The 25,090-nt window shown below is 68.6% G+C and carries 26 protein-coding genes; 6 read left to right on the top strand and 20 right to left on the bottom strand.

Annotated features, from left to right (window positions below; genetic code table 11):
- Positions 1 to 239: 239 nt before the first annotated feature.
- A complete protein-coding gene (locus ACFYXH_RS00405; protein ID WP_389559360.1) occupies positions 240 to 1,175 on the top strand; it encodes a MaoC family dehydratase in 936 nt (311 codons plus the stop codon).
- Here the strand turns inward: ACFYXH_RS00405 and ACFYXH_RS00400 are convergent.
- Together ACFYXH_RS00400 and ACFYXH_RS00395 are read right to left on the bottom strand one after the other, a co-directional pair.
- Positions 1,144 to 1,791: a TetR/AcrR family transcriptional regulator gene (locus ACFYXH_RS00400; protein ID WP_389559358.1), complete on the bottom strand. Its 648-nt coding sequence runs from the start codon at positions 1,789 to 1,791 to the stop codon at positions 1,144 to 1,146. The genes ACFYXH_RS00405 and ACFYXH_RS00400 overlap by 32 nt on opposite strands.
- 204 nt (positions 1,792 to 1,995) lie before the next feature.
- The gene (locus tag ACFYXH_RS00395; RefSeq protein WP_389559356.1) at positions 1,996 to 2,286 is read right to left on the bottom strand and encodes a hypothetical protein; all 291 of its coding nucleotides are present in this window, start codon (positions 2,284 to 2,286) and stop codon (positions 1,996 to 1,998) included.
- 1,226 nt (positions 2,287 to 3,512) lie between these two features.
- Between ACFYXH_RS00395 and ACFYXH_RS00390 the strand changes: the two genes are divergently transcribed.
- Positions 3,513 to 4,643, top strand: a complete 1,131-nt coding sequence (locus ACFYXH_RS00390; RefSeq protein WP_389559355.1) for a glycosyltransferase — start codon at positions 3,513 to 3,515, stop codon at positions 4,641 to 4,643.
- Positions 4,644 to 4,738: 95 nt separating this feature from the next.
- On the opposite strand, the gene ACFYXH_RS00385 is transcribed toward ACFYXH_RS00390, so the two are convergent.
- The 5 genes from ACFYXH_RS00385 to ACFYXH_RS00365 form a co-directional block, all read right to left on the bottom strand.
- Positions 4,739 to 6,103 carry a dicarboxylate/amino acid:cation symporter gene (locus ACFYXH_RS00385; protein ID WP_389559353.1) on the bottom strand — a complete coding sequence of 455 codons (1,365 nt, stop codon included), beginning with the start codon at positions 6,101 to 6,103 and terminating at the stop codon, positions 4,739 to 4,741.
- A gap of 352 nt (positions 6,104 to 6,455) precedes the next feature.
- Positions 6,456 to 6,752 (bottom strand): DUF4229 domain-containing protein, encoded by a 297-nt coding sequence (locus tag ACFYXH_RS00380; RefSeq protein WP_362678150.1) that lies wholly within the window; start codon positions 6,750 to 6,752, stop codon positions 6,456 to 6,458.
- Positions 6,753 to 6,829: 77 nt separating this feature from the next.
- On the bottom strand, positions 6,830 to 7,354 hold the full coding sequence (locus tag ACFYXH_RS00375; RefSeq protein ID WP_327325385.1) for a GNAT family N-acetyltransferase: 525 nt from the start codon (positions 7,352 to 7,354) through the stop codon (positions 6,830 to 6,832).
- A gap of 110 nt (positions 7,355 to 7,464) precedes the next feature.
- Positions 7,465 to 8,631, bottom strand: a complete 1,167-nt coding sequence (gene mqnE / locus ACFYXH_RS00370; protein ID WP_389560601.1) for an aminofutalosine synthase MqnE — start codon at positions 8,629 to 8,631, stop codon at positions 7,465 to 7,467.
- Between the two features lie 93 nt (positions 8,632 to 8,724).
- A complete protein-coding gene (locus ACFYXH_RS00365) occupies positions 8,725 to 9,180 on the bottom strand; it encodes an Lrp/AsnC family transcriptional regulator (RefSeq protein WP_327325384.1) in 456 nt (151 codons plus the stop codon).
- 129 nt (positions 9,181 to 9,309) lie between these two features.
- Here ACFYXH_RS00365 and ACFYXH_RS00360 point away from each other — a divergent pair, with 129 nt between their 5' ends.
- Positions 9,310 to 9,444, top strand: a complete 135-nt coding sequence (locus ACFYXH_RS00360; RefSeq protein WP_389560672.1) for a hypothetical protein — start codon at positions 9,310 to 9,312, stop codon at positions 9,442 to 9,444.
- Between the two features lie 6 nt (positions 9,445 to 9,450).
- Here ACFYXH_RS00360 and ACFYXH_RS00355 read toward each other — a convergent pair whose 3' ends face one another.
- The 3 genes from ACFYXH_RS00355 to ACFYXH_RS00345 are packed head-to-tail and all read right to left on the bottom strand — an operon-like array spanning position 9,451 to position 12,532.
- Positions 9,451 to 10,137 (bottom strand): UbiX family flavin prenyltransferase, encoded by a 687-nt coding sequence (locus tag ACFYXH_RS00355; protein WP_389560599.1) that lies wholly within the window; start codon positions 10,135 to 10,137, stop codon positions 9,451 to 9,453.
- A gap of 41 nt (positions 10,138 to 10,178) precedes the next feature.
- On the bottom strand, positions 10,179 to 11,084 hold the full coding sequence (gene mqnP / locus ACFYXH_RS00350) for a menaquinone biosynthesis prenyltransferase MqnP (protein WP_389559350.1): 906 nt from the start codon (positions 11,082 to 11,084) through the stop codon (positions 10,179 to 10,181).
- Positions 11,081 to 12,532 carry a menaquinone biosynthesis decarboxylase gene (locus ACFYXH_RS00345; RefSeq protein WP_389559349.1) on the bottom strand — a complete coding sequence of 484 codons (1,452 nt, stop codon included), beginning with the start codon at positions 12,530 to 12,532 and terminating at the stop codon, positions 11,081 to 11,083. The genes mqnP and ACFYXH_RS00345 overlap by 4 nt, the downstream gene beginning before the upstream one ends.
- An 89-nt stretch (positions 12,533 to 12,621) precedes the next feature.
- Here ACFYXH_RS00345 and ACFYXH_RS00340 point away from each other — a divergent pair, with 89 nt between their 5' ends.
- Both ACFYXH_RS00340 and ACFYXH_RS00335 read left to right on the top strand, forming a co-directional pair.
- A complete protein-coding gene (locus ACFYXH_RS00340; RefSeq protein WP_389559348.1) occupies positions 12,622 to 13,032 on the top strand; it encodes a PLD nuclease N-terminal domain-containing protein in 411 nt (136 codons plus the stop codon).
- Between the two features lie 72 nt (positions 13,033 to 13,104).
- Entirely contained in the window at positions 13,105 to 14,034 is a 930-nt protein-coding gene (locus tag ACFYXH_RS00335) for an isopenicillin N synthase family dioxygenase (protein WP_389559346.1), read from the top strand.
- Here ACFYXH_RS00335 and ACFYXH_RS00330 read toward each other — a convergent pair.
- The 8 genes from ACFYXH_RS00330 to hemL all read right to left on the bottom strand — a co-directional run bounded on the left by ACFYXH_RS00330 (position 14,021) and on the right by hemL (position 22,216).
- On the bottom strand, positions 14,021 to 14,554 hold the full coding sequence (locus ACFYXH_RS00330) for an SRPBCC domain-containing protein (protein WP_389559345.1): 534 nt from the start codon (positions 14,552 to 14,554) through the stop codon (positions 14,021 to 14,023). The two genes, ACFYXH_RS00335 and ACFYXH_RS00330, sit on opposite strands and share 14 nt — an antisense overlap.
- Before the next feature lie 82 nt (positions 14,555 to 14,636).
- Positions 14,637 to 15,728 carry a c-type cytochrome biogenesis protein CcsB gene (gene ccsB / locus ACFYXH_RS00325; protein WP_389559343.1) on the bottom strand — a complete coding sequence of 364 codons (1,092 nt, stop codon included), beginning with the start codon at positions 15,726 to 15,728 and terminating at the stop codon, positions 14,637 to 14,639.
- On the bottom strand, positions 15,725 to 17,419 hold the full coding sequence (locus ACFYXH_RS00320) for a cytochrome c biogenesis protein ResB (protein ID WP_389559341.1): 1,695 nt from the start codon (positions 17,417 to 17,419) through the stop codon (positions 15,725 to 15,727). Before ACFYXH_RS00320 ends, ccsB begins: the two co-directional genes overlap by 4 nt.
- Positions 17,420 to 17,424: 5 nt before the next feature.
- Positions 17,425 to 18,162, bottom strand: coding sequence for a cytochrome c biogenesis CcdA family protein (locus ACFYXH_RS00315; protein ID WP_389559340.1), 738 nt, complete (start codon positions 18,160 to 18,162; stop codon positions 17,425 to 17,427).
- Between the two features lie 42 nt (positions 18,163 to 18,204).
- Positions 18,205 to 18,810, bottom strand: a complete 606-nt coding sequence (locus ACFYXH_RS00310) for a TlpA family protein disulfide reductase (RefSeq protein ID WP_389559339.1) — start codon at positions 18,808 to 18,810, stop codon at positions 18,205 to 18,207.
- A gap of 68 nt (positions 18,811 to 18,878) precedes the next feature.
- Positions 18,879 to 20,114: a hypothetical protein gene (locus ACFYXH_RS00305; protein ID WP_389559337.1), complete on the bottom strand. Its 1,236-nt coding sequence runs from the start codon at positions 20,112 to 20,114 to the stop codon at positions 18,879 to 18,881.
- 114 nt (positions 20,115 to 20,228) lie between these two features.
- Positions 20,229 to 20,903, bottom strand: coding sequence for a histidine phosphatase family protein (locus tag ACFYXH_RS00300; protein ID WP_389559336.1), 675 nt, complete (start codon positions 20,901 to 20,903; stop codon positions 20,229 to 20,231).
- Positions 20,900 to 22,216: a glutamate-1-semialdehyde 2,1-aminomutase gene (gene hemL, locus ACFYXH_RS00295; RefSeq protein WP_389559334.1), complete on the bottom strand. Its 1,317-nt coding sequence runs from the start codon at positions 22,214 to 22,216 to the stop codon at positions 20,900 to 20,902. Before hemL ends, ACFYXH_RS00300 begins: the two co-directional genes overlap by 4 nt.
- Before the next feature lie 273 nt (positions 22,217 to 22,489).
- Here hemL and ACFYXH_RS00290 point away from each other — a divergent pair, with 273 nt between their 5' ends.
- Positions 22,490 to 23,050, top strand: a complete 561-nt coding sequence (locus tag ACFYXH_RS00290; protein ID WP_362678782.1) for a hypothetical protein — start codon at positions 22,490 to 22,492, stop codon at positions 23,048 to 23,050.
- Between the two features lie 101 nt (positions 23,051 to 23,151).
- Here the strand turns inward: ACFYXH_RS00290 and ACFYXH_RS00285 are convergent, their stop codons facing one another.
- Complete coding sequence (locus ACFYXH_RS00285; protein WP_389559333.1) at positions 23,152 to 24,036, bottom strand: glycosyltransferase family 2 protein; 885 nt, start codon at positions 24,034 to 24,036, stop codon at positions 23,152 to 23,154.
- Positions 24,037 to 24,081: 45 nt separating this feature from the next.
- The gene (sigJ, locus tag ACFYXH_RS00280) at positions 24,082 to 25,041 is read right to left on the bottom strand and encodes an RNA polymerase sigma factor SigJ (protein ID WP_389560597.1); all 960 of its coding nucleotides are present in this window, start codon (positions 25,039 to 25,041) and stop codon (positions 24,082 to 24,084) included.
- Positions 25,042 to 25,090: the final 49 nt, after the last annotated feature.

Raw genomic sequence — 25,090 nt, 5'->3', positions numbered from 1 at the left:
GACCGCTGCCCTCTTGAGCCCGTGACACCGGGCGGTTGGCCGCGTCGACCGCCCGTTGCGGCGCGCCGCGCAGCTCGATTCCCCGTCGCCTCCCGGGCGAGGTTGACGTCCCGGCCGTACTTCAGGACGGCGCCGCCGCGCCCCGAACTCGCCGACCGCGTGCGCCATCTCGACCAGTTCCTGACTCCCAAGTAAACTTACTTCGGAGTAAATCCACGACCGCGCAGGGAGCCTGGACAATGGCCGACCGGCATCCGCACTTCTCTCGCTCAGCATTCGGCCGTTTCCCGAACCGGCGGCCGGGGCCGGCACCGCCGCACCGCTGGAGCCCGGAACACCGGTCCCTGGACGGGCCGTTGCCGGCGCTGACCCTGGCCCGCGGGGCACTGACCTCACCATTGAAGCGGAACGTCCACGCGGAGGCCCGGCTGCCCGCGACCCGGCTGGTGGAGCGGGGTGTACGGATCAGTCCGGCCCGCCTCGTCGCGTACGCAGAGATCTGCGGCTTCCGACAGACGGACCCGCTGCCCCTCCCGTATCCGCACATACTCGGATTCCCGCTCGCGATGCGGCTGATGGCGGACCGGCGCTTCCCGCTGCCCCTCCTCGGCCTGGTCCACACACGCATCGAAATCACCCGGCACCGAGCGACACATGCCAAGGAAAGCCATGAACTGACCGTGTACGCAGAGGAGTTGCTGCCACACCGGCGCGGCACCGAAGTCACCATGGTGACGGAGGCGCGGCTGAACGGCGAGCTGGTGTGGGAGTCACGCAGCGGCTACCTCGCCCGGCACAGCACCACGTACGACCGTCCCGACGCTCCTCGCGAGGCCACTCCGGTACCGGCCCTGCCCCCGGTCGCCGAGTGGCGGCTGCCCGCCGGCCTCGGACGCCGCTACGGCGCGGTGTCCGGCGACCGCAACCCCATCCATCTTCATCCGCTGACGGCGAAGCTCTTCGGCTTTCCACGCGCGATCGCGCACGGCATGTGGACCTTCGCCCGCTGCCTCGCCGAGGCCGATCCGGATCAAGTGACGTACGTACGCGCGGAGTTCAAGGCACCCGTACCGCTCCCCACGACCGTGACATACGCGGCCGACGGCTCGGCGTTCCAACTCCGCAGCGGCGACCGTGTCCACCTCACCGGGGAGACCAGCGCTGACCCTTCATGAGGTCCCCGAGCCCCATCCAGGCGAAGTTCATCAGCGTCCCCGCCGCTTCCTTCGCCGAGACGCCCTCGGTCTCGTTCGCCCACCCTGCGAGCGACTCCGCCGCGCCCACCAGTGCCTGCGCCAGCCCCCCGACATCCCGGCCGGCCAGCTCGGGGTTGTGTTGCTTCTCGCGTGCCGCGGCCCCGATCAACCCGGTCACAAAGGCCACTATCTCGTCCCGCATGGCCGCCACTTCAGCGGCGAACGGCTCTCCGTGCGTGCGCGCCTGCCGGTGCAGGATCGCCCAGCCGTCCGGGTTCTCGGCGGTGTGCGTGAAGAACGCCGCGAGCCCCGACCACAGCTGACAGTCCGCTGCGAGCCCCGGCTCGGCTCCCGCTCGCACGGCGACGATCAGCGCCTCCGCCTCGCGCCGGATGCACGCCGTGAAGAGCTCTTCCTTGGAGTTCAAGTACAGATAGACCAGCGGCTTGGAGACCCCGGCCAGCTCCGCGATCTCATCCATCGAGGCTGCCCGGTAGCCGCGCTGCCCGAAAGTCTGCACGGCCGCGTCCATCATCTGCCGCTCGCGCACGGCGCGCGGCATGCGTTTGCTTTTCATGCCCTTCACAGCACCCATGTCAGACATCCTCCCCACCCCACACCCCAACTCCGCGGTAAGCCTACGGCCCCTTCACAGCGGCGGTGACGCGGAGCGGTGAGCAAGGCCGAGAGCAACGCTGTGAGCGCTTGCCCTGGGCGTAGGTCCAGTTGGAGCCACACAAGAAGACGCGTGCTGTACCCGAGAACGGGCACAGCACGCGTCGTCACGATCCCGACGGGATCAGGGGCGGTCCATACCCATCAGGCCATAGTTCATCTCGCCGTTGGCAGACAGGGGACCCTTCAACTCGGTTGTCCGGAACAGCGGCGGCGGCAGTGCCACCTGGACCCACGGGCCAACGAAGGTCACGCCACCCGTGAGCGGATCGATGGTGCCGGTGATCTCCCAAATGCCCCCGTCCCCGGCCACCACTCTGACGGTGACAATGAGGCCGTTCACCTCGACGTCCACGCCGCAGACGTCCAGCGGGAAGCCCGCGAGGGTGCTGAGGTTGGTATGGACCGTTGTCACTTCGTTCAGGTCGTACGCAACCCCCTCGACGAGCAGGACGTGGTGCTGGACCGTCCCACCTGCCGTGAGCGTGGCAGTGTAGCTCTCGGTGTCATTGCAGTGCCCCTTGGGACCGGTGGGCCCGGTCGGCCCGGTCGGCCCGGTGTTACCCCTCGGCCCGGTCGGTCCCGTCGGACCCGTCGGCCCGGTTTCACCCGCCGGCCCGGTCGGACCCGTCGGCCCGGTTTCACCCGCCGGCCCGGTCGGCCCCGTGTCACCCGCCGGTCCCGTCGGACCCGTCGGCCCGGTTTCACCCGCCGGCCCGGTCGGCCCGGTTTCACCCGCCGGCCCGGTCGGCCCGGTTTCACCCGCCGGCCCGGTCGGCCCGGTGTCACCCGCCGGCCCGGTCGGACCCGTGTCACCCGTCGGCCCGATGTCACCCGTCGGCCCCGTCGGCCCGGTGTCACCCGCCGGCCCGGTCGGACCCGTGTCACCCGTCGGCCCGATGTCACCCGTCGGCCCCGTCGGCCCGGTGTCACCCGCCGGCCCGGTCGGACCCGTGTCACCCGTCGGCCCGATGTCACCCGTGGGACCGGTCGGACCCGTGTTGCCGTCCAGACCGTCCAGACCAGCGGGCCCGGTCGGACCCGTGGGACCCGGCTCCCCGGTGGGCCCGGTGGGCCCCGTGGCCCCCTTGCGCCCTCTGGGACCCGTAGGCCCGGTGGGGCCCACCTTGCACTTGTCCTTGCCGCCCGCTGCCTGCGGCGCTGTCTCCGCCCTGGGCTGCGCCTTCGTTTTGTTGTCGCATCTGTCTCTGTCCGATTGGCCGGCCGCGACAACGTCAGAGTTCGCCTTGGTGGCCTGCGCGGCGGCAATCGTGGGACTCGCCATCCCCGTAAGCACAAGCGCGATCGACGCGATCGTGCCGCCGGTCAGCCAGGCACGCCGCCTTGGAAGCGGGCCCAGCGGGGACTTGGTCCTGTGTTCAGGACTCATACACTGCTCCTTTTTGAACCAGTTCGAGTGACGCTCCGGAAGCGAGTTCGGGCTTCCTTCGGCATCATCGGTTCGCGGACGCAACGCCTTGAGACCCTCCCAGGGTTATCAACGGAATGGCCTATGAGAGACACACCAATGGGTGCGTACGCGGCAGCGAACCGGCACGGGCCGTCGGCGTGCCGTCTCCGCGCCGCTGAGTCCGGTGCATAGGGTCGCCGCCGGACCGACCCGCCGGAAGTGGTGATGCTGTGAAGCCGTCCGTGTGCCTGTGCATGATCGTCAAGAACGAGTCGAAAGTCATCGAACGATGCCTCGCCTCAGTGCGTGACCTGGTGGACACCTGGGTGATCTCCGACACCGGTTCGACCGACGGAACCCAGGAGTTGATCCGTACGGCAATGCACGGCATCCCGGGCGAGTTGCACGAGGAGCCCTGGGTCAACTTCGGCCACAACCGGACCCTGAACATCAGGCACGCCCACGGCAAGGCCGACTATCTGCTCCTCCTCGACGCCGACCTCGTGATCCGCCGGGACGGCCCGCTGCCCCGGCTGACCGCCGACGCCTACATGCTGCGGCACGAAGGCGCGACCGAGTACCGCATCAGGCGCCTGGTCCGCGGCGACATCGCCTGGCGCTACGAAGGCGTCACCCACGAGTACCTCACTGCCGACCAGCGGCACGACCAGGAGAATCTCGACGCGCTCATCATCGAGGACTTCCACGACGGAGGCTCACGGCACGACAAGTTCGAGCGCGACGCGCGCCTGCTGAGCGCCGAGATGGAGCGCGACCCCGCCAATACCCGCACGGTCTTCTACCTGGCACAGACCATGCGCGACATGGGCAACACCGACGAGGCGATCACCCTGTACGAGCGCCGCGCCGCGATGGGGGGCTGGGTCGAAGAGGTGTACTACTCGCTGTTGCAGGTCGGGATTCTCAAGGACGGTTCCGACGACTGGCCGGGAGCGATGGACGCCTTCTCCCGCGCCTGGGAGTCGCGTCCACAGCGGCTCGAAGCGTCCTACGAACTCTCCGCGCGGCTGCGCAAACTGGGCCGCCATCATGCCGCGCACGCGATCGTCCGTGCCGGGCTGGGCCAGGAGCCGCCGGACGACCTGCTGTTCATCCAGCCGTGGGTGTACCGCTGGGGACTGCTGTTCGAGTTCTCGATCACTGCCTACTGGGTGGGCGACTACGCCGGCTCGCTCCAGGCGTGCGACCGCCTTCTTGCGATGCCCGACCTTCCCGACGCCTATCGCAAGCAGACGGTCGCCAACCGCAAATTCGCCGCGAAGCGGGTGGCCACGATCCCTGAACCGACCGCCGCGGTTCAGATGCCAAAGGCACTGCGGGTGGGCCCGAAGGAAGACTGAAAGCCCAGAACGGCCGAAAGCCCGCGTTGCGGAACGGCGGCCCCGCGACAGCGGCTGTGCCCGCACCCGGAGGTCCGGGTGCGGGCACAGGTGTCTCAGACCGTTGTGACCTGCGCGGCGACCGGCACGGCCACCTTCTGCTCGGCCTCGCGGACGTCGTACTCGTCGATCGGCGAGGACGTCGCCGAGTTGTACGCGTCGTGGTCGAGGATCTTCTCGCGGGCCGCGACGATGACCGGAACCAGCGCTTGGCCTGCGACGTTCGTGGCAGTCCTCATCATGTCCAGAATCGGGTCGATCGCCATCAGCAGACCCACACCCTCCAGCGGCAGACCCAGCGTGGAGAGAGTCAGCGTCAGCATGACCGTCGCGCCGGTCAGTCCGGCGGTGGCCGCCGAGCCGACGACCGAGACGAAGGCGATCAGCAGGTAGTCCTGGACACCGAGCTGCACATCGAAGATCTGCGCGATGAAGATCGCGGCGAGCGCCGGATAGATCGCGGCGCAGCCGTCCATCTTGGTCGTCGCGCCGAACGGAACGGCGAACGAGGTGTACTCCTTCGGTACGCCGAGACGTTCGGTGACCTTCTGGGTGACCGGCATCGTGCCGACCGAGGAGCGGGAGACGAAGGCCAGCTGGATGGCCGGCCAGGCGCCCTTGAAGAACTGGACCGGGTTGACCTTGGCGACGGTCGCCAGCAGCAGCGGGTAGACGCCGAACAGCACCAGCGCGCAGCCGATGTAGACGTCCGCAGTGAACGTCGCGTACTTGCTGATCAGGTTCCAGCCGTAGTCGGCGATGGCGAAGCCGATGAGGCCGACGGTACCGATGGGCGCCAGGCGGATGACCCACCACAGCGCCTTCTGCAGCAGCTCGAGCACGGCCTCGCTGAGCGTGAGGATCGGCTTGGCCTTCTCGCCGAGCGCCAGCGCGGCGATACCGGCGACGACGGCCAGGAAGACGATCTGGAGAACCTCGAGCGTGGCGAACGGCGTGACGATGTCCGTCGGGATGATTCCGGTGAGGAAGTCGATCCAGGTCCCGTGGTGCTCGGGGGCCTTGCCGTCCTTCGGCGTAAGCCCGGTGCCCGCGCCCGGGTTGGTGAGCAGGCCGATCGCGAGGCCGATGGCGACCGCGATCAGCGACGTGATCATGAACCAGAGAAGCGTGCGGGTGGCCAGCCTGGCCGCGTTGTTGACCTTACGGAGGTTGGTGATCGACACCAGGATCGCGAAGAAGACGAGCGGTGCGACGGCCAGCTTCAGCAGCTGCACGAAGATCGAGCCGACCTGGTCGAGCGTGTCCTTCAGCCAGCCGATGTCCTGGCTGCGGGCGAGCCAGCCGAGCAGGACGCCGAGCGCCAGACCGGCGGCGATCTGGGCCCAGAAGGGGAGCTTGGGTATACGGAAACCGGAGCCCGAGGGCTTTCCGGCCGTGGTGGACGCGGTGTTCGCGGACACGGAGGACACACTCCAGATATGGCGTATCGAAGACATACGGGGACGGGGGTGCGGCGCCCATGCGCAGTGCGCAGCGCCGCTGTGATGCCGGGATCAGACCGAGCGGCAACAGACCGCGGACATACAGCGGCACAGATCGACATGCAGGCGCGCCACGAGCGGGATGCTCACGGCGTCGTGGTGGCGCACTGCTGTCTTCACATCGAACACGTTAACACTTGAACTTTGAGAACCTCAAAGCTCCCCTTTGGGTCCCGGGCAGGCCTGGCACGCCGGGAACGCCGACGCCCCGGCAGCGGAGCGACTGCTCCTGCCGGGGCGCGGGTTGAGTGTGAAGAAGCTGACGCGGCGTCTACTGGACGGCGCCGTCCTCCTGCGATCGGTTGGCCTCGAGCCTGGCCTTGGCCTGGTCGACCTTGCCGACGATCTGCTCGGACATGGCGTCACGCTGCTTGCGCAGCAGGATGAAGCTGAGCGGCGCGGACACGACGAGCGCGAGCAGGATCACCCAGACGAAGTTGGAGTCACCAAGCCCCTTGGGCAGTACGCCGACCTGGACCAGGGTGCCCACGAGGACGAAGCAGCCGATGAAGATGGCGAGGCGCATCGTGGTGTACCGGATCGCGGCGCTCGACTTGGCAGCGGACACGGCGGGCCTTCTCTCTTCGTACGACAGGTCGTGCCCGTCCAGTGAAGCACGCCCCGTCCTGTCCGATTCAAGGGGGTTCAGATCAGCGGCAGCAGCATCACGATGTCGTCGCGGTCGTCGCCCTCGGCGACCCGGATCCCGCCGGGCACGCGTCCGACCTCCTTGTAGCCGCAGGCGGCGTAGAAGTGGTCGGCTCCGGTGCCGCCGCGGCAGGTGAGCCGTATCGCCTCGATCCCGTCGAAGCTCCGGGCGGCTTCGGCGGCCGCGGCCATCAGCTCGCGCCCGTACCCCTTGCCCTGGTGCTTGGGGTGCACCATCACCGTGTAGAGCCAGACCCAGTGCAGCATCAGCCGGTGCGTGTTGTACGTGAAGAAGGCGGTGGCCGCGACGGCGCCCTCGTCGTCGTAGCCGACGAGCAGCCGGGTGCGACCCTCGGCCATCGCGACGAGATGCTTCACGAACTCGGGCCGCACGGCGTCGTCGGTCACCGGCGGCACGAAGCCGACGGCGCCGCCGGTGTTGGACACGTCGGCCCAGAGCGAGACGACCCCGTCCCGCAGGGGACGGTCGATCGGTGGATCCAGCTCAAAGGTAAGGCCCATGGGGCGAGGCTAGTCATTACAAGTGGCGATGCTCAAGCCGTGTCCAGAACGCGGGAAACCCCGGCCTGCGGCCGGGGCTTCCCGATGAGTTGGAGAGTTGGGAGTTGGGGTCAGACCCGCATCGGCTGCGGCGACTCGCGCCGATCCGCGTCCGGGCCCGGGTACTCGCGGATGATCTCGTAGCGCGTGTTCCGCTCCATCGGACGGAAGCCCGCATCGCGGATCAGGTCCAGCAGATCGTCGCGGGTCAGCTTGTTCGGCGTGCCGTAGTTGTCCGCGTCATGCGTGATCTTGTACTCGACGACCGAGCCGTCCATGTCGTCCGCGCCGTGCTGCAGCGCGAGCTGCGCGGTCTGCACACCGTGCATCACCCAGAACACCTTGACGTGCGGCACGTTGTCGAACAGCAGCCGCGAGACCGCGAAGGTCTTCAGCGCCTCGGCACCGGTCGCCATCGTCGTCCGTGCCTGCAGCCGGTTGCGGACCTTGCCGTCCTGCATGTCCACGAAGTCGTGCTGGTAGCGCAGCGGGATGAAGACCTGGAAACCGCCGGTCTCGTCCTGCAGCTCACGCAGCCGCAGCACATGGTCGACGCGGTGGCGGGGCTCCTCGATATGGCCGTACAGCATGGTGCTCGGGGTCTTGAGCCCCTTGGAGTGCGCGAGGCGGTGGATGCGCGACCAGTCTTCCCAGTGGGTGCGGTGGTCGACGATGTGCTGCCGGACCTCCCAGTCGAAGATCTCGGCGCCGCCACCGGTCAGCGACTCCAGACCGGCCTCGATCAGCTCGTCGAGGATGTCGGAGGCGGACATCCCGGAGATGGTCTCGAAGTGGTGGATCTCGGTGGCGGTGAAGGCCTTCAGGGAGACGTTCGGCAGAGCCTTCTTGAGCTCACTGAGCGAGCGCGGGTAGTACCGCCACGGCAGGTTGGGGTGGAGCCCGTTGACGATGTGCAGCTCGGTGAGGTTCTCGCCCTCCATCGCCTTGGCGAGACGGACGGCCTCCTCGATGCGCATGGTGTACGCGTCCTTCTCGCCCGGCTTGCGCTGGAACGAGCAGTACGCACACGACGCGGTGCACACATTCGTCATATTGAGGTGGCGGTTGACGTTGAAGTGGACGACGTCACCGTTCTTGCGCGTCCGCACCTCGTGCGCGAGTCCGCCGAGCCATGCCAGGTCGTCCGACTCGTAGAGGGCGATGCCGTCCTCGCGGGTCAGCCGCTCCCCGGCCCTGACCTTCTCCTCCAGCTCGCGCTTGAGGCCCACATCTTGAATAGATGCAGTCACTTAGGCCGCCTCCCATATGTCTGCGCCATGCTGTCCCGAGGGGACACCCCCGGGACCCCCGGAGGCTCCACCACCGTACGCCTAGCCCTCCTCGGGCAGATCGCCGACCCGGTTCTCCCACTTGGTGGAGAGCACGATCGTGGTACGCGTACGGGAGACGCCCCTCGTGCCGGAGAGCCGGCGGATCGTCTTCTCCAGACCGTCCACGTTGTCGGCCCGCACCTTGAGCATGTACGAGTCGTCGCCCGCGATGAACCAGCAGTCCTCGATCTCGGCGAGGTCCTTCAGCCGGCGCGCCACATCCTCATGGTCGGCCGCGTCGGAGAGCGAGATCCCGATCAGTGCCGTGACACCGAGACCGAGCGAGGCGGCGTCGACGGTGGCCCGGTAGCCGGTGATGACGCCTGCCGCCTCGAGGCGGTTGATGCGATCGGTGACGGAGGGCCCCGAGAGCCCGACGAGCCGGCCGAGCTCGGCGTACGAAGCCCGGCCGTTCTCCCTGAGCGCCTGGATGAGCTGCCTGTCCACCGCGTCCATATGCCTGGACCCTTCCATTGTTCAGCGATCTCGCAAGTTTACGTATAGAATCTAAGGCACGCAGGGTCAACACCCTGCAAATCTTTCAGACGATCAGCAATGATCCTTCGAAACTTCAGGAGTGGCACCGTGTACTCGATCGAGATGGCCTACGCCCACATGCGACAGCTGCAGGAGCTGGCCAACCGCTCGCGTGCCCATCAGCCCGCTGCCGCCCACCGGGTCGACAAGACCCGCACGGCTCGCCGCGCCAAGAAGCGCTAACCCGGGCTAATCCGTACGAGAGCCACCCAGCTCTCCCTCCCAACGGCGGTACAGCTGATGCGGCACCCCTGCCGCGTCCAGCACCCGCCCAGCGACGAAGTCCACCAGATCCTGGATGTGCGTCGCCCCCGCGTAGAACGCCGGAGAGGCGGGCAGCACCACGGCGCCCGCCTCGTCCAGTGTCACCAGATGCTTGAGGGTCTGCCCGTTCAGCGGGGTCTCCCGCACCGCGACCACGAGCTTCCGCCGCTCCTTGAGCGTCACGCTCGCCGCGCGTTGCAGCAGGTCCTTCGAGAGCCCGAGCGCCACCCCGGCCACACACGCCGTGGACGCCGGCACGATCAGCATCCCCTTCACAGGATACGAACCGGACGAAGGCCCGGCGGCCAGATCCCCCGCGGCCCAGTGCCGTACGGCATCGACATCGACCCGGAAGGTGCCCGGCTTCCCGTCGGCCCCGCGCGCCAGCCACTCCCGCAGATCCTCGCGCCAGTACGCGTCGCGGAAGGCGATCCCGGTCTCGTCGAGCAGCGTCAGCCGCGAGGCGCGGCTGACCACCAGGTCCACACTCTCGCCCGCGGCCAGCAGCCCGCGCAGTACAGCGGCGGCATACGGCGTCCCGGACGCGCCGGAGACCCCCACCACCCACGGCTGACGGCTCTTCACTTCCACAGGCTCCACACCTCTGACCATATCCGGCGGCTCGCGGTCTTCAGCCGTCACGTGCGCCATGGCTACACGGTCAGGCCGCGCACCAGCAGATCGAGCAGCGCACACGCGAAGAGAGCGATCCCGATGAAGCCGTTGACCGTGAAGAACGCACGGTCGAGACGGGACAGGTCGTGCGGCGTCACGATCGTGTGCTCGTACAGGAACGCAGCCGCGACGATCACCAGGCCCAGCCAGAAGAACCCGCCCGCGTCCGTGGCCAGCGCGTACCAGACCAGCAGGACCGTGGTGACGACATGCGAGACGCGCGCGCCGTACAGCGCGGCCGGGATGCCGAAGCGGGCCGGGACGGACATCACGCCGTGCGCACGGTCCGCCTGGACGTCCTGGCAGCCGAAGATCAGGTCGAAGCCGCCGATCCAGACGCCGACCGCGAGACCGAGGATCACCGCGTCCCAGGACCACTGGCCGGTGATCGCGATCCATGCGCCGACCGGCCCCATCGCCTGGGCGAGTCCGAGGATGGCGTGCGGGAAGTTCGTGAACCGCTTGCCGTACGGATAGACCACCATCGGGATCACCGCGATGGGGGCGAGCGCGAGGCACAGCGGGTTCAGCGCGGCGGCCGCCCCGAGGAAGACGACCACGGCGACCAGTGCGCCGGTCCAGGCCGACCTCACCGAGACCGCGCCGGTCACCAGCTCGCGTCCCGCGGTACGCGGATTACGGGCGTCGATCTCGCGGTCGATGATGCGGTTGCAGGCCATCGCGAAGGTGCGCAGACCCACCATCGCGATCGTCACCAGCAGCAGCCGCCCCCAGTGGATGTTCCCGTCCAGCTGGAACATCGCGGTCAGCGAGGCGATGTACGCGAAAGGGAGCGCGAAGACCGAGTGCTCGATCATCACCAGCCGGAGAAAGGCCTTGGTCCCACCGGGTTGCGGGACTGCGGCGGCGGCGGCACTGCTCACAGGCCGTACTCCTTCCAGCGGCGGTCGACCTTCGCCGCCGTCTCCGGGTCGGACTCGACCATGTTCGGCCAGCCGCCGTCCCGTACGTACCCCTCCTCGGGGAGCTTCTTCGTCGCGTCGATGCCCGCCTTGCCACCCCAGAACTGCTGGTACGAGGCGTGGTCGAGGTGGTCGACCGGGCCCTCGACGACGGTCAGGTCACGGGCGTAGTCGGTGTTGCCGAGCGCCCGCCACGAGACCTCGTGCAGATCGTGGACGTCACAGTCGGCGTCCACGACGACGATCAGTTTCGTCAGCGACATCATGTGCGCGCCCCAGATGGCGTGCATGACCTTCTGTGCGTGCTTCGGGTACTTCTTGTCGATCGAGACGATCGCGCAGTTGTGGAAGCCGCCGGACTCGGGCAGGTGGTAGTCCACGATGTCCGGCACGATGATCTTGAGCAGGGGCAGGAAGAACCGCTCCGTGGCCCGGCCCAGCGGACCGTCCTCCGTCGGCGGCCGGCCCACCACGATCGACTGCAGCAGCGGGCGCTTGCGCATCGTGACGCAGTCGATGGTCAGTGCCGGGAAGGGCTCCTGCGGGGTGTAGAAGCCGGTGTGGTCGCCGAAGGGGCCCTCGGGGAGCATCTGGCCGGGCTCCAGCCAACCCTCGATGACGACCTCGGCGTTCGCCGGGACCTGCAGCGGCACCGTCTTGCAGTCGACCATCTCGATCCGCTTGCCCTGGACGAAGCCCGCGAAGAGGTACTCGTCGATATCACCGGGCAGCGGCGCGGTGGACGCGTACGTCACGGCCGGCGGGCAGCCGAAGGCGATCGCGACCGGCAGCCGCTCACCGCGTTTGGCCGCCACTTGGTAGTGGTTGCGGCTGTCCTTGTGGATCTGCCAGTGCATGCCGATGGTGCGCCTGTCGTGGCGCTGCAGGCGGTAGAGACCGAGGTTGCGTACGCCCGTCTCCGGATGCTTGGTGTGCGTGAGGCCCAGGTTGAAGAAGGAACCGCCGTCCTCCGGCCAGGTGAACAGCGCCGGCAGCTGGTCCAGGTCCACGTCGTCGCCGTGCAGGACGACCTCCTGCACCGGCGCGTCCTTCACCTTCTTCGGCGGTACGTGCACCATCGTGCCGAGCTTCCCGAAGGCCTCGCGCACACCGACGAAGCCGTGCGGCAGCTCCGGCTTGAGCAGCCCGCCGATCTTGTCGCTGATCTCCGAGTAGGACTTCAGGCCGAGCGCCTTGAGCAGCCGGCGGTCCGTACCGAAGACGTTCATCGCGAGCGGCATCGCGGATCCGCGCACATTCTCGAAGAGCAGCGCGGGACCGCCCGCCTTGTTCACGCGGTCGACGATCTCCCCGACCTCCAGACAGGGATCGACCTCGGCCTTGATGCGCTTGAGGTCTCCCTCGCGCTCCAGCGCCCGGAGCAGGGAGCGAAGATCGTCGTAAGCCATGCCAACCAGTATCGGCCACCCACTACCCTGTACCCGTCACCGGGGCCCACGCCGCCCCGCCACCGCTCCCCCGAGGGGATCGCACCACCATGCTCCGGTATCTGCCCTTCCTGCTGGTCCTGGCGCTGTGGATCTACGCCTTCATCGACTGCCTCAACACCCCTGAGCAAGAGGTCAAACACCTCCCCAAGGTGGTGTGGATCATCATCGTGCTGCTCTTCGGCGAGGTGCTGATCGGCCCGGTCGCCTGGCTCGTCGCCGGCCGGGCACGCAAGGTCTCCGCCGACGGCAGCACATCCCCCGAGCGGCATCGCAACCACCGCACGGAGTGGGTCGCGCCCGACGACAACCCCGACTTCCTCAAGTCCCTCAAGGACGAGGCCGCACCTTCCAAAGATGTAGAGGACGAGGCGCTCCTCAAGGACTGGGAGGCGGATCTGCGCCGCCGCGAGGAGGAGCTCAAGCGCCGCGAGGACGGCGACGACCCCAAGCAGTCCTGAACGGCGCCGAGTGCGGGAGCCTGATGCGTGACGTCATCAAGGCCGACACCGAACTGTGGAACGAGGACATCGGTGACTGATTCCAGGATTCCCAGCATCGACCTGCGCCCCTGGCTCACCGGGGATGCGGCCGTCCGCGCGGAGATCGCGGCGACCGTCGACCAGGCCCTGCGGACCGCCGGATTCCTCCTGGTCACAGGACACGGAATCGACCCAGGGCTGCGTGCCGAGATCCGGGAGGTGGCAAGGGAGTTCTTCCGGCTGCCGTCCGGCGTCAAGGAGCCGTACGCCGTCAAGGTCGGCGGACGCGGCTGGCTGGGACCCGGCGCCGAGGCGAACGGGTACGCCGAGGGTACCGAGACACCACCGGACCTGAAGGAGTCGCTGTCCTTCGCGGCCGAGGCCCCCACCGGCGAGCCGGCGGTCGACGCCGAGTGGTTCCTGCCCAACACCTGGCCGGCCGAGGTGCCGGGACTGAAGGAGCGGGTGGAGACGTATCTCGGGCAACTGCGGGCGCTCTCCGATCTGCTGCTGGAGCTTCTCGCGGTCGCGCTGGGCGAGGCCGAGGACTTCTTCACCCGGCACACCGGGCATCCCACCTGGGGCTTCAACATCAACTGGTACCCGGGGACGGACACCGTCGGCGAGCCGCAGCCCGGCCAGTTCCGCATCGGCCCGCACACCGACTTCGGCACGGTCACGGTCCTGGACCGGCAGGCGGGCAAGGGCGGGCTGCAGGTGTTCACCGACGAGGGCGGCTGGGAGGACGCGCCGTACGACCCCGAGGCGTTCACCATCAACATCGGGGATCTGATGGCCCGCTGGACGGGCGAGCGCTGGCGCTCGGGCCGCCACCGGGTGCTGCCGCCGCCGGCGGACGTACCGGCCGAGGAGCTGATCTCGCTCGTCTACTTCTACGAGTGCGATCCGGGCACCGAGGTCCGGGGCATCGATTCGCACACCTATCTGCGGGCCCAGCTCGACGCGATCACGGCCGGCTGACGTCCCGCCCCCTGGCCACGTATGCCTCGCGCAGCTCCTGCCGGCGCTCCGGAGTCCAGCCGGACCAGTCCTTCGGCCGCCCGTCGAGTGCGTCGACGAGGTACTCGAAGTGGTTGTGCCAGCCCGCCAGGGAGTCCAGACGCAGCTCGTCGTCGCCGTTGAACTCGTTGGTGAAGCGGACCGTCGTGCCGGTGCTGCCGGCCGGCTCCAGATGGAAGCGCATCCGGCCGGGGAGGGTGTCCACTGTGTACTCGGCGACGCGCTCGACGTCCCAGGCGGTGATGCGGCCCTCGACGACCGTGTGCCGTCCCTCGGCATCCGTGTCCAGCCGGCGCAGCGTGACCACGCCGCCGAGCCGGGGCTCGAGCACATCGGCGGCCGCGAGCCAGCCCAGCAGGCCCCCGGGTGTGGCCACGGCCGCCCAGACCCGGTCCACAGGGTGGGCGAGGCGGAGCTCGAAGTGAAGGGTGTGGGTGTGTCCCTCGCTCCGGCTGGTGCCCTGGTCGATGGTTGCGGTCATGGCACCAGCCTCGCGCGCACTCAGCCGTTCCGCACGCCTGCGCCCGGGGGCCGTGGGCGACGGTCGGACGCGTGCGTAACGGTCAGACGCCGGCGTAGGAGTGCTTGCCGGTGACGAAGATGTTCACGCCGTAGTAGTTGAAGAGCCAGCAGCCGAAGGCGATGAGCGCCAGGGTTGCCGCCTTCCGGCCCTTCCAGCCTGCGGTGGCGCGGGCGTGCAGATAGCAGGCGTACGCAACCCACGTGATGAAGGACCAGACCTCCTTGGGGTCCCAGCCCCAGTAGCGGCCCCAGGCGTCGCCGGCCCAGATCGCGCCCGCGATGATCGTGAAGGTCCAGAGCGGGAAGACCGCGGCGTTGATGCGGTACGCGAACTTGTCGAGCGAGGCGGCCGCGGGCAGCCGCTCCAGGACCGAGGTCGCGAAGGCGCCGGGCTGCTCGCCGCGGGCGAGCTTGTTCTCGTAGCTGTCACGGAACAGATAGAGCAGCGTGCCGACCGCGCCGAGGTAGAAGACCGCACCGCAGAAGATCGCGGTGGAGACGTGGATCCACAGCCAGTACGAGTGCAGGGCCGGGACCAGCTGATCGCTGTCGGTGTACAGCCAGGTGGTGGCGATGCCCAGGTCGGCGAGCACGGTCGCGACCAGCAGCAGGCCCATCCAGCGGACGTTCTTCCCGGCGAGCAGGAAGCCGAGGTACGCGCCGACCGCCACCGTGGAGAAGGTGATGGAGAACTCGTACATGTTGCCCCAGGGGGCCCGCTGCACCGACAGTGCGCGGGTGACGACGCCGCCCGCCGCGATGAAGAAACCGAGGACGGTCAGCGAGACGGCGATCCGGCCGTACAGATCGCCCTTCTCGGTGCCGCCCGCGGCGCCGGGCCCGTCCGGGACGTCACGCGTGCCGGCCGCCGAGCGGGTGATGACCTTGGGCTTGTCCAGTACGGCGGTGCCGCCACCCTGCTGCTTCACCTGGACCTTCACCGAGCCGGCCGCGGCAGCGGTGCCGGTGCCGGTCAGCGCGGCGGCGGTACGGCCCACCTTGCTGCGGCTGCCGAAGACCCATTCGGAGACATGGGCGAGAAAGGCCAGCGTGTAGACGGCCATCGACGAATAGATCAGCACATTGCTGATGTGCGCCAGATTTTCGTTGGTGGTTGCGGCGGCGAGAGTCACTTCTCAGCCCCTTCGGCAGGTACATCTGCGGGATCGGGATCTGGCGCGGTCGGCGCCTCTGCATGGAGCGTGACCGCCAGGTCGGCCAGCTCCTCGGGAAGCTTCGGGGACTCGCTGCGGCCGAGCCCCGCCATTTCGACGACGGTCACGCCGTCCTCCCCCGCCACGGCCCGGACCCAGACCCGGCGGCGCTGGATGAACAGCGAGCCGACGAGGCCCCCGATGGCGGCGATCGCGCCGGTCAGCGCCCAGCCGTTGCCCGGCTGCTGCGAGATCTGGAAGCTGGCCCACTCCTTCACTTCCTTCTCGAAGGTGATGGAGCCCGCGCCGTCCGGCAGCGTCATCGTCTCGGTGGGCAGCAGCCGTGCCTTGAGGATCTGGCCCTTGGCGTCCTTGAACTGCGTCAGCTTGCGGGTGTCGAGCTGGTACACGTTCTGCGGCAGACCGGCGTTGACGCCGAGGCTGCCGTGGTAGCCGGTGAGGGCGAGCACCGGGAACTCGAGACCCGGGAACTGCGAGAACATCGTGCCCTTGCCCGCGCCCCCGAACGTCGGCACGAAGAACGCCTGGAAGCCCAGCTGGTCCTTCTTGCCGTTCTTGTCGCGGTAGCCGTCCATCACCTTGATCGCGCCGGTCGATGTGATGTTGTTGTCGATCGGCAGCAGCGGCACCGCGCCGTTGAAGACGACCTTGCCCCTGCCGTCCCGGACGGTCACGACGGGCGCGTATCCGTGCGACAGCAGATAGACCTTGGTGCCGTCGACGACCAGGGGCTTGTTGACCTGGATGACGGACTTCTTGTCCGGGCCGTCGCCCTGGGAGTAGCTGACGTCGGCCTCGAAGGTGCGCGCCGTGCCGCGCTGCGGCCCGTTCTTCTCGTACGTGCCCGTGAACTTGTCCAGCGTGAAGCTGAACGGTGCGAGCTCGTCCGTACTGAACATCGAGCCGGACTTGAAGTCGTCGTACTGGGTGAGGCTGTTGGAGAAGCCGTCGCCCTCGACGATCAGCTTGCCGCCCTCCGACTTGAAGAGCTGGCCGACGGCGAAGGCGACCAGCATCACGATCAGCGCGATGTGGAAGAGGAGATTGCCGGCCTCGCGCAGATAGCCCTTCTCCGCGGCGACCGCGTCGCCGACGGTGTGGGCGCGGAAGCGGCGCTGCTTCAGTATCGCGAGCGCGGCGGCGCGCACCTGCTCGGGCTCCGCCTCACTGCGCCATGTGGTGTACGCGGGCAGCCGGGTCAGCCGGCCGGGGGCGCCCGGCGGCCGGCCGCGGAGCTGGCCGACGAACTGCCAGGTGCGCGGCACGATGCAGCCGATGAGGGAGACGAACAGCAGGATGTAGATCGCCGAGAACCACACCGAGCTGTAGACGTCGAAGAACTGCAGCTTCTCGTAGAGCGGCGAGACCGTCCTGTGCGCCTCCTTGAAGGTCTGCACCTTCAGCTCGTCCACGCTGTTCTGCGGGATGAGGGAGCCGGGGATCGCGCCGAGGGAGAGCAGGAACAGCAGGATCAGCGCGACCCGCATGGAGGTCAGCTGCCGCCAGAACCAGCGGACCCAGCCGAGGACGGAGAGGGAGGGACCGGCGATGAGCTCTTCCCTGGGAGCGGTGGAGAGCTGGGCTCCGGCCGCTCCGAGGTCCTTGCCGTCCTGGCTGTCCCTCTGCTCGTCGGACTCTGTCTTGCTCATGGAACTCAGATCCCCACCGTGAAGCCGTTGGTCCAGCCCTGCATGCCCTGCACCAGGCTGTCCCAGACACCGGTCAGCAGCAGCAGACCGGTCGCGATCATCATGATGCCGCCGGTCCGCATCACCCAGGCGTAGTGGCGCTTGACCCAGCCGAACGCGCCGAGCGCCTTACGGAAGGCCACCGCGGCGAGGACGAACGGCAGGCCGAGGCCGATGCAGTACGCGACCGTCAGTATGGCCCCACGGCCCGCGCTCGCCTGCTCGGCGGCGAGGGCGTTCACGGACGCGAGCGTCGGGCCGATGCAGGGCGTCCAGCCGACGCCGAACAGCGCGCCCAGCAGCGGTGCGCCGACCAGACCGGTCACCGGCCGCTTGTGGAGGCGGAATTCGCGCTGGGTGAGCCAGGGCATCAGCCCCATGAAGAAGACGCCCAACAGGATCATCAGCACGCCGAGAACCTTGGAGAGGGTCTCCTTCTCGCCCTGGAGGGTCGCGCCGAAGTAGCCGAAGAGCGCGCCGCCGGAGACGAAGACGGCGGTGAAGCCGAGGACGAAGAGGGAGGCTCCGGCGACCATCCGGCCGCGCTTGGCCTCGGCCAGGTCGCTGCCGCTGACCCCGGTGACGTACGAGAGATAGCCGGGTACGAGCGGCAGTACGCAGGGCGAGAAGAAGGAGACGAGGCCGCCGAGTACGGCGATGGGCAGCGCGACCAGCAGCGCCCCGCTGAAGACCGTCTCGTTCACTGGGGCTCCCCCCAGGAGCACGGCGTCAGAGCTTCCACAGGATCACTTCTCCGCGATCAACGGGTCGATGATCTTGCGGAGTTCCGTGGCGTTGAGCGCTTTGAGGGAGCGGGCGGCGATCTTTCCCTCGCGGTCGAGCACGATCGTCGAGGGAATGGACTGCGGATTGAGGCTGCCCTTGGGGAAGCCATTGACGATCAGCTTGCTCACCGGGTCGTACAGACTGGGGTACCCGATCTCGAAATCCTTCTCGAAGGCGAGCGCCGGGCCCTTGTTGGGGTCTCGGGTATTGATCCCGACGAACTCCACACCCTTCGCCTTCGTCTCCTTCGAGACCTTCGCGAAATGCGGGGCCTCGGCGCGGCATGGCGGGCACCACGAGCCCCAGGCGTTCATCACGACGACCTTGCCCTTGAAGTCGGCGATGTCGAGCGGCTTGCCCTCGAGGGTCTCGCCGGACAGCTTGTTGGGGGCCGTGCGCTTCCCCTTCGCGACGGTGGAGATACCGCCGGAGTCGGTGACGAAGTTGGTGTTGCCGCCACCCCCGGACTTGCCGTTGGAGTCACCGCTGCAGGCCGACAGACTGAGCGCGCCGACTGCGACCACGGCGGTCAGCAGGGCGGCGCGGGAGGCACGGCTAAGGCTCATGTGAAAAGTTTCGCATGGCCGTTCCGGGGATCTTTCCGCGCCCCCCGGGGTGCCCGGATAGCCCCTTGTCAGGCTGCCTTAAGGAATGTGTTCCAGCCGCCGGCCGGGGACTGACCGACCTCGAGCGTGCGGAGCTTGGCGAGCACCTTCGGGTCCTGGACGTCGAGCCAGTCGCAGAACTGGCGGAAGGAGACCAGCCGTACGTCCTTCTTGCCGGCCATGCCCTTGAGGGCTTCCTCGACGGCGTCCATGTAGATGCCGCCGTTCCACTGCTCGAAGTGGTTGCCTATGTAGAGCGGCGCGCGATTCGACTCGTAGGCGCGCTTGAATCCGGCGAGATAGGCCTCGGTGGCCTGCTTCTTCCAGCCGGGATAGCGCTCGGGCATGCCCTTGGTCGAATTCTGCGACTGATTGGCGAGGATGTTGTAGTCCATCGAGAGCACCTCGAAGGAGTGCCCGGGGAACGGCACCTGCTGCAGCGGCAGATCCCAGAGGCCCTGTCGCTTTTCGGGCCACATCTGGCGGCCGCCGGGCGAGCTCGCGTCGTAGCGCCAGCCGAGCTTCTTCGCGGTGGGCAGCAGCTTGTCCTGGCCGAGCAGACAGGGGGTGCGGGCGCCGACCAGTTCCTTGCGGTAGTCGAACGGCAGCGGGTCGATGTCGGTCCAGCCGGTGTTCGTACGCCACTCGGTGACGAACTTCACAGCCTGGTCGATCTCGTTCTGCCAGTCCGCGGGCGACCAGTTGCCGACCGTTCCGGAACCGGCGCAGAAGTGCCCGTTGAAGTGCGTGCCTATCTCATGGCCGTCGAGCCATGCCTGGCGTATGTACTTCAGCGTCGCCTTGATGTGGTCGTCGGTGAGATAGCCGATGTCGGACGCGCCGATGCCGTTGTTCGGAGGGCGGTAGAGCGTCTTCTTCGACTCGGGGAGCAGATAGATCCCGGAGAGGAAGAAGGTCATCGCCGCATCGTGATTCTTGGCGAGTTCGAGGAAGCGCGGGAAGAGGCCGTTGCCGACCTCGCCCGCCCCGTCCCAGGAAAAGATCACGAATTGCGGCGGCGTCTGGCCCGGTTCGAGAGGAACGGGCTTCGGCGGCTGATGCGGCTGCTTTCCGGTGTCGGACGTGGAACCGTCGCCGATCGGCCGGCCTTCGATCTTGGAGGGTTTGCCGCCCTTGCCGCTGCCCTTGCCGGACCCGGCCTGTCCCGCTCCGCCCTGGCCGGTGGAGCCGCAGCCCGCGATCCCGATCGCGGCCGCCGCCCCAAGTCCCGCCCCGAGCAAACCCCTTCGACTGACGTCGCGCATATCGTCCCCATCCGCGCTCTCTCTTGGTCCAGAGAGCCCATCCACACCGGCACCGACTTAGATGCCGGGTGGAAGGCGGAGGTTCCGAAGGGTGCCAACTAATTTCGTGAGCAACTACGCACCGAATGCTTTGGACTTGCCCTTCACGGGTTTCGCGCCCGCCAGAAGATGCGCCGGTACGAGATCGCGCGCCGGCTCGGTGTAGCCGACCGAGACAATGTTGTCGTCCTGATACGTGAAGGTGGTCAGGGACGCGAGAGTGCACTGCCGGCGGCGCGGATCGTGCCAGAGCCGGCGCCGCTCGACAAAGCTCCGCACGATCCAGATCGGCAGCTGATGGCTGACGCAGACGGCCTCGTGCCCGCGGGCCGCGTCCCGCGCGGAGTTCAGCGCGCCCATCATCCGTACGACCTGATCGACGTACGGCTCACCCCAGGACGGGCGGAACGGGTTGGTCAGATGCTTCCAGTTGGCCGGCTTGCGCAGCGCGCCGTCGCCCACTCCGAAGGTCTTGCCCTCGAAGACATTGCCTGCCTCGATCAGCCGCTCGTCGGTGTCGAGGGTGAGGCCGTGGCTCTTGGCGACGGGCGCGGCGGTCTCCTGCGCGCGCTCCAGCGGCGAGGACACCACATGGGTGATGTCGCGGCCCGCGAGATGCTCGGCGACCCGGTCGGCCATCTGCCGGCCGAGCTCGGAGAGGTGGTAGCCGGAACGGCGGCCGTACAACACCCCGTCGGGGTTGTGGACCTCGCCGTGCCGCACCAGATGGACGACGGTGATCTCGCTCATGCGGACACCTCCGTCGCCTCGGCGGCGGCGCGGGCGGCGGAGGGAAGTGCGGCGGCGATCCGCTCGATCGCCCGCTCGTCGTGGGCCGTGGAGACGAACCAGGACTCGAAGGCGGACGGCGGCAGATAGACGCCCTGGGAGAGCATCACGTGGAAGAACGCGTTGAAGCGGAAGGACTCCTGCTTCTTCGCGTCCTCGTAGTTCCTGACGTCGCTGTCCGTGAAGAAGACGGAGAACATATTGCTCGCGGTCTGCAGCCGGTGGGCGACGCCCTCCTTGGCGAGCGCGTCCGTCAGCAGCGTCTGGATCGCGGCCGAGACCGCGTCGATCTTCTCGTACGCGGCGTCGTCGAGCAGCCGCAGCTGCGCGAGGCCGGCGGCGGTGGCGACGGGGTTACCGGAGAGGGTGCCCGCCTGGTAGACGGGGCCGGCCGGGGCGAGGTACTCCATGACGTCCCTGCGGCCGCCGAACGCGGCGGCCGGGAAGCCGCCGCCCATGACCTTGCCGAAGGTCATCAGGTCGGGCGCGACGCCGTCGACGCCGTACCAGCCGGCCTTCGACGTACGGAAGCCGGTCATGACCTCGTCGGAGATGTACAGCGCGCCGTTCTTGGCGCAGGCCGCCTTGAGCCCCTCGTTGAAGCCCGGCCGCGGCGGCACGACGCCCATGTTGCCCGGCGAGGCCTCGGTGATCACGCACGCGATCTCGCCCGGGTGGTTGTGGAAGGCCTCGTGCACCGCTTCGAGATCGTTGTAAGGCAGCACGATGGTGTCGCCGGCCTGCGCGCCCGTGACCCCCGGGGTGTCCGGCAGCCCGAAGGTCGCCACCCCGGAGCCGGCCGCGGCGAGCAGCGCGTCCACATGTCCGTGGTAGCAGCCGGCGAACTTCACGACCTTGGCCCGGCCGGTGAAACCGCGGGCGAGGCGGATCGCGGACATCGTCGCTTCCGTACCGCTGGAAACAAGCCGTACCTGCTCCACCGGCTCGACGCGGGCCACGATCTCCTCGGCGAGGGCGACCTCGCCCTCGCCCGGCGTGCCGAAGGAGGTGCCGCGGGCGACCGCGGCCTGCACCGCCTCGATGACGGCCGGGTGGGAGTGCCCGAGGATCATCGGACCCCACGAGCAGACGAGGTCGACATACTCGCGCCCGTCCGCGTCAGTGAGGTACGGGCCGGTACCGGACACCATGAACCGGGGCGTACCGCCCACGGCGCGGAAGGCACGTACGGGAGAGTTCACGCCGCCGGGCGTCACGAGTGACGCGCGGTCGAAAAGCGCCTGCGAAACTGGGGCTTCGTATGAATACGACACTTTGGTCCTGATCTGCGATGCGGGCGGTCGAGGGGCCGGGACAGATGATCTCGGCCACCGTTGAGCGGATGGGGCGATCTCCTCGTATTACAAAAGGGCGTCATCCCTCTCGCGTCTGCGAAACTGGGGCGACATAGGGAAAGCTCACGGAATCCATGGTGTCAGAGGCCCCGAAGTTCTTGCGGACCGGTGTTTCACAGCACTTTCGTGGGGGAGGTCACTGTCACGATGATCGGGTTGCGCGGCGGGGGCTGCGAGTGGTCGGGTGGAGATATGCATCGCGGTGGCGGACTGGGCGAGGGGACCGACGACCTGGGTCCTGAGCCTGCCCGGCGGGGAAAGCACCGGCGAGGCGATGCCGGCGCGGATGAACCCATGGGAAGCAGGAGCGGCCGAGTGGGGGTGACCTACAAATACTTCGGCGCACCTGATGGGGCCACTGCCGCTCGGGTGCCGATTTCGATGCGCCCTGAGGAGCTGGGCGGCGACGAGCTCGGCATGGGCGGAATGTTCGCCAAGATCAAGCCGGAGACCATAGCCGCCATGGTGCTCACGGGTATCCAGGGCATGCCGCTGAACAAGGTGCCGCCGCTGGAGCTGGTGGTCCTCCACCCCGACTATGCGGTGGTCAAGCTTCCGATGACGGTGGTCGACCCGCTGCGCGGCATCGGCGAGGAGTCCGTGGGCGCGGCAGCCTTCATCTGGTCGACGGTCCCGGACCGGGGCGGGCCGCGCGACGCTTTCAATGTCTACCAACTGCTGCACGAGTGGCAGGATTTCTCGGTGCGGCTCCACGAGGCGGGGCACCAGCCGTACTGCTTGGTGTGGCCCTGAGCCGTCAGGAGCTTTCGGCTGCGGCCGTCTCTGCGGCTTCGGCCGTGGCGACTGCGCTGCGGCTTCGGCCGTGGCGACTGCGCTGCGGCTTCGGCTGCGGGCTAGATGACCGGCGGGCGTCCCAGGCGGGCCATCCGCCACACGGTGCTCCAGCGCATCGGCCGCCGCTTCCCGCACGGCGTACGGACTCCCTCCGCGAAACCGCCGAACCAGGCGCGCAGGCCGGGCGCCGACCGCGTACGGAGCAGCGTGAGCGCGGTCCAGGTTCCCAGGTAGACCGGCGCGAGCGGGGCCGGAAGATGGCGTTTCGCGAGCCAGACCCGGTTGCGGGCGGTCATGCGGTAGTACTCCGCGTGCCGGGCCGGAGACGTACGCGGATGCTGCAGCACCAGCTCCGGCGCGTAAACGATCTTCCAGCCGCTGTCCAGAGCACGCCAGGCCAGGTCGGTCTCCTCGTGCGTGAGGAAGAAGTCGTCCGGCCAGCCGCCGATCCGGTCGAGCATCGCCATCGACAGGGCGTGGCCGCCGCCGAGGAACGTGGTTACCGGGCCGCCGCGCATCGGATCGCCGGAGCGCAGCCGGGGCACGTGCCGCCGCTGGGTGAAGCCGGTCTCGTCGGCGATACGGAAACTGACGATGCCCAACTCCGGATCGGCGGCGTACAGATCGCCGATCCGGCGGAAGACGTCCGCCGCGATCAGCAGTCCGTCGTCGTCGAGGTCGACCAGGACGTCCACATCCCCGAACTCCCGCAGTCGGACCATGGCGGCATTGCGGCCGCCGGACACGCCGAGGTTCTCCGGCAGTTCGACGGCGGTCGCGCGGTCCGGGAGCTCGGGCAGTTCGGAGACCGGCGAGCCGTTGCAGACGACCACCACGCGTGTCGCGGGGCAGTCCTGCCGGGCCACCGAGTCGAGCAGGGCTCGCAGTTCGGCGGGCCGCGTGCCCCTCGTCAGTACGGCCACACCCACACGCGGTCGAGACACATCCGGCACGTCCACAGGCTCCCCTCGGGATGATGGGCGGCGAGTCTAGCCGTCGTCCGAGTCCCGTACGGCGGTGAGCTTGTCGGGATTGCGTACGATATCGACCGCGGTGATCCGGTCGGTGTCGACGGTGAACGCGACCACCGACAGCAGTCCGTCCGCGTCATGCACGACAAGGCCCGGCGCGCCGTTGACCCGGGCCAGGTGCAGCTCGCGGGGCGGGCGCCGGGTAAAGGCGAGCAGCACGCGCGCCACCTTCTCGGCGCCCTGCTCGATATGGCGCAGCGCGGTGACCTTGCCGCCGCCGTCGCCACGCAGCTGGGCGTCGGGGTCGAGCAGCGCGACCAGCCCCTCCAGGTCGCCCTCCTGGCAGGCGGCCGCGAAGGCGTTGACCAGGTCGCGCTGCTGAGAAGCGGTGGGCGGGAAGCGGGGCCGCCCGCTCTCGACGTCCCGGCGGGCGCGGGCGGCGAGTTGCCGTACGGCCGCGGGTGAGCGGCCGACGACACCGGCGACCTCGTCGAAGGAGACCCCGAACACGTCGTGCAGCAGGAACGCGGTGCGCTGGGCCGGGGACAGCTGCTCCAGAACGACGAGCAGCGCCATGCTCACGGACTCGTCCAGCGTGACCCGCTCGGCGGGATCGTCCTCGACCACGGCTTCAACGAGCGGTTCGGGCAGCCAGGTCCCGACGTAACGCTCCCGCCGCACGCGGGCGCTGCCGAGCGCGTCGAGCGCCAGCCGCCCGACGGTGGTCGTCAGCCAGGCCCGCAGATCCCGGATCGCGCCCGGGTCGTCGAGCCCGCGCAGCCGCAGCCATGCCTCTTGGACGCAGTCCTCGGCCTCGGCCACCGACCCGGTGGTCGTATAGGCGACGCGCAACAAGCGAGGCCGCTCCTCCTGGAAGGCATCGGCGAGGGCGGCCTGGTCGGAGGGGGTCGGGGTGGCGGGCCGGTCGGCCGACCCGGCGGCGGCCGACCCGGCGGCGGGCACGTCGGCGGCGGGCACGTCGGCAGGGGTGCCGGGCCCGTCGGAGGAGGCAGCGGGAACCTCTCCG

This window comes from Streptomyces sp. NPDC002730, assembly GCF_042888805.1.
Classification (GTDB): domain Bacteria; phylum Actinomycetota; class Actinomycetes; order Streptomycetales; family Streptomycetaceae; genus Streptomyces.
This window is presented reverse-complemented; position numbering and strand designations above follow the sequence as displayed.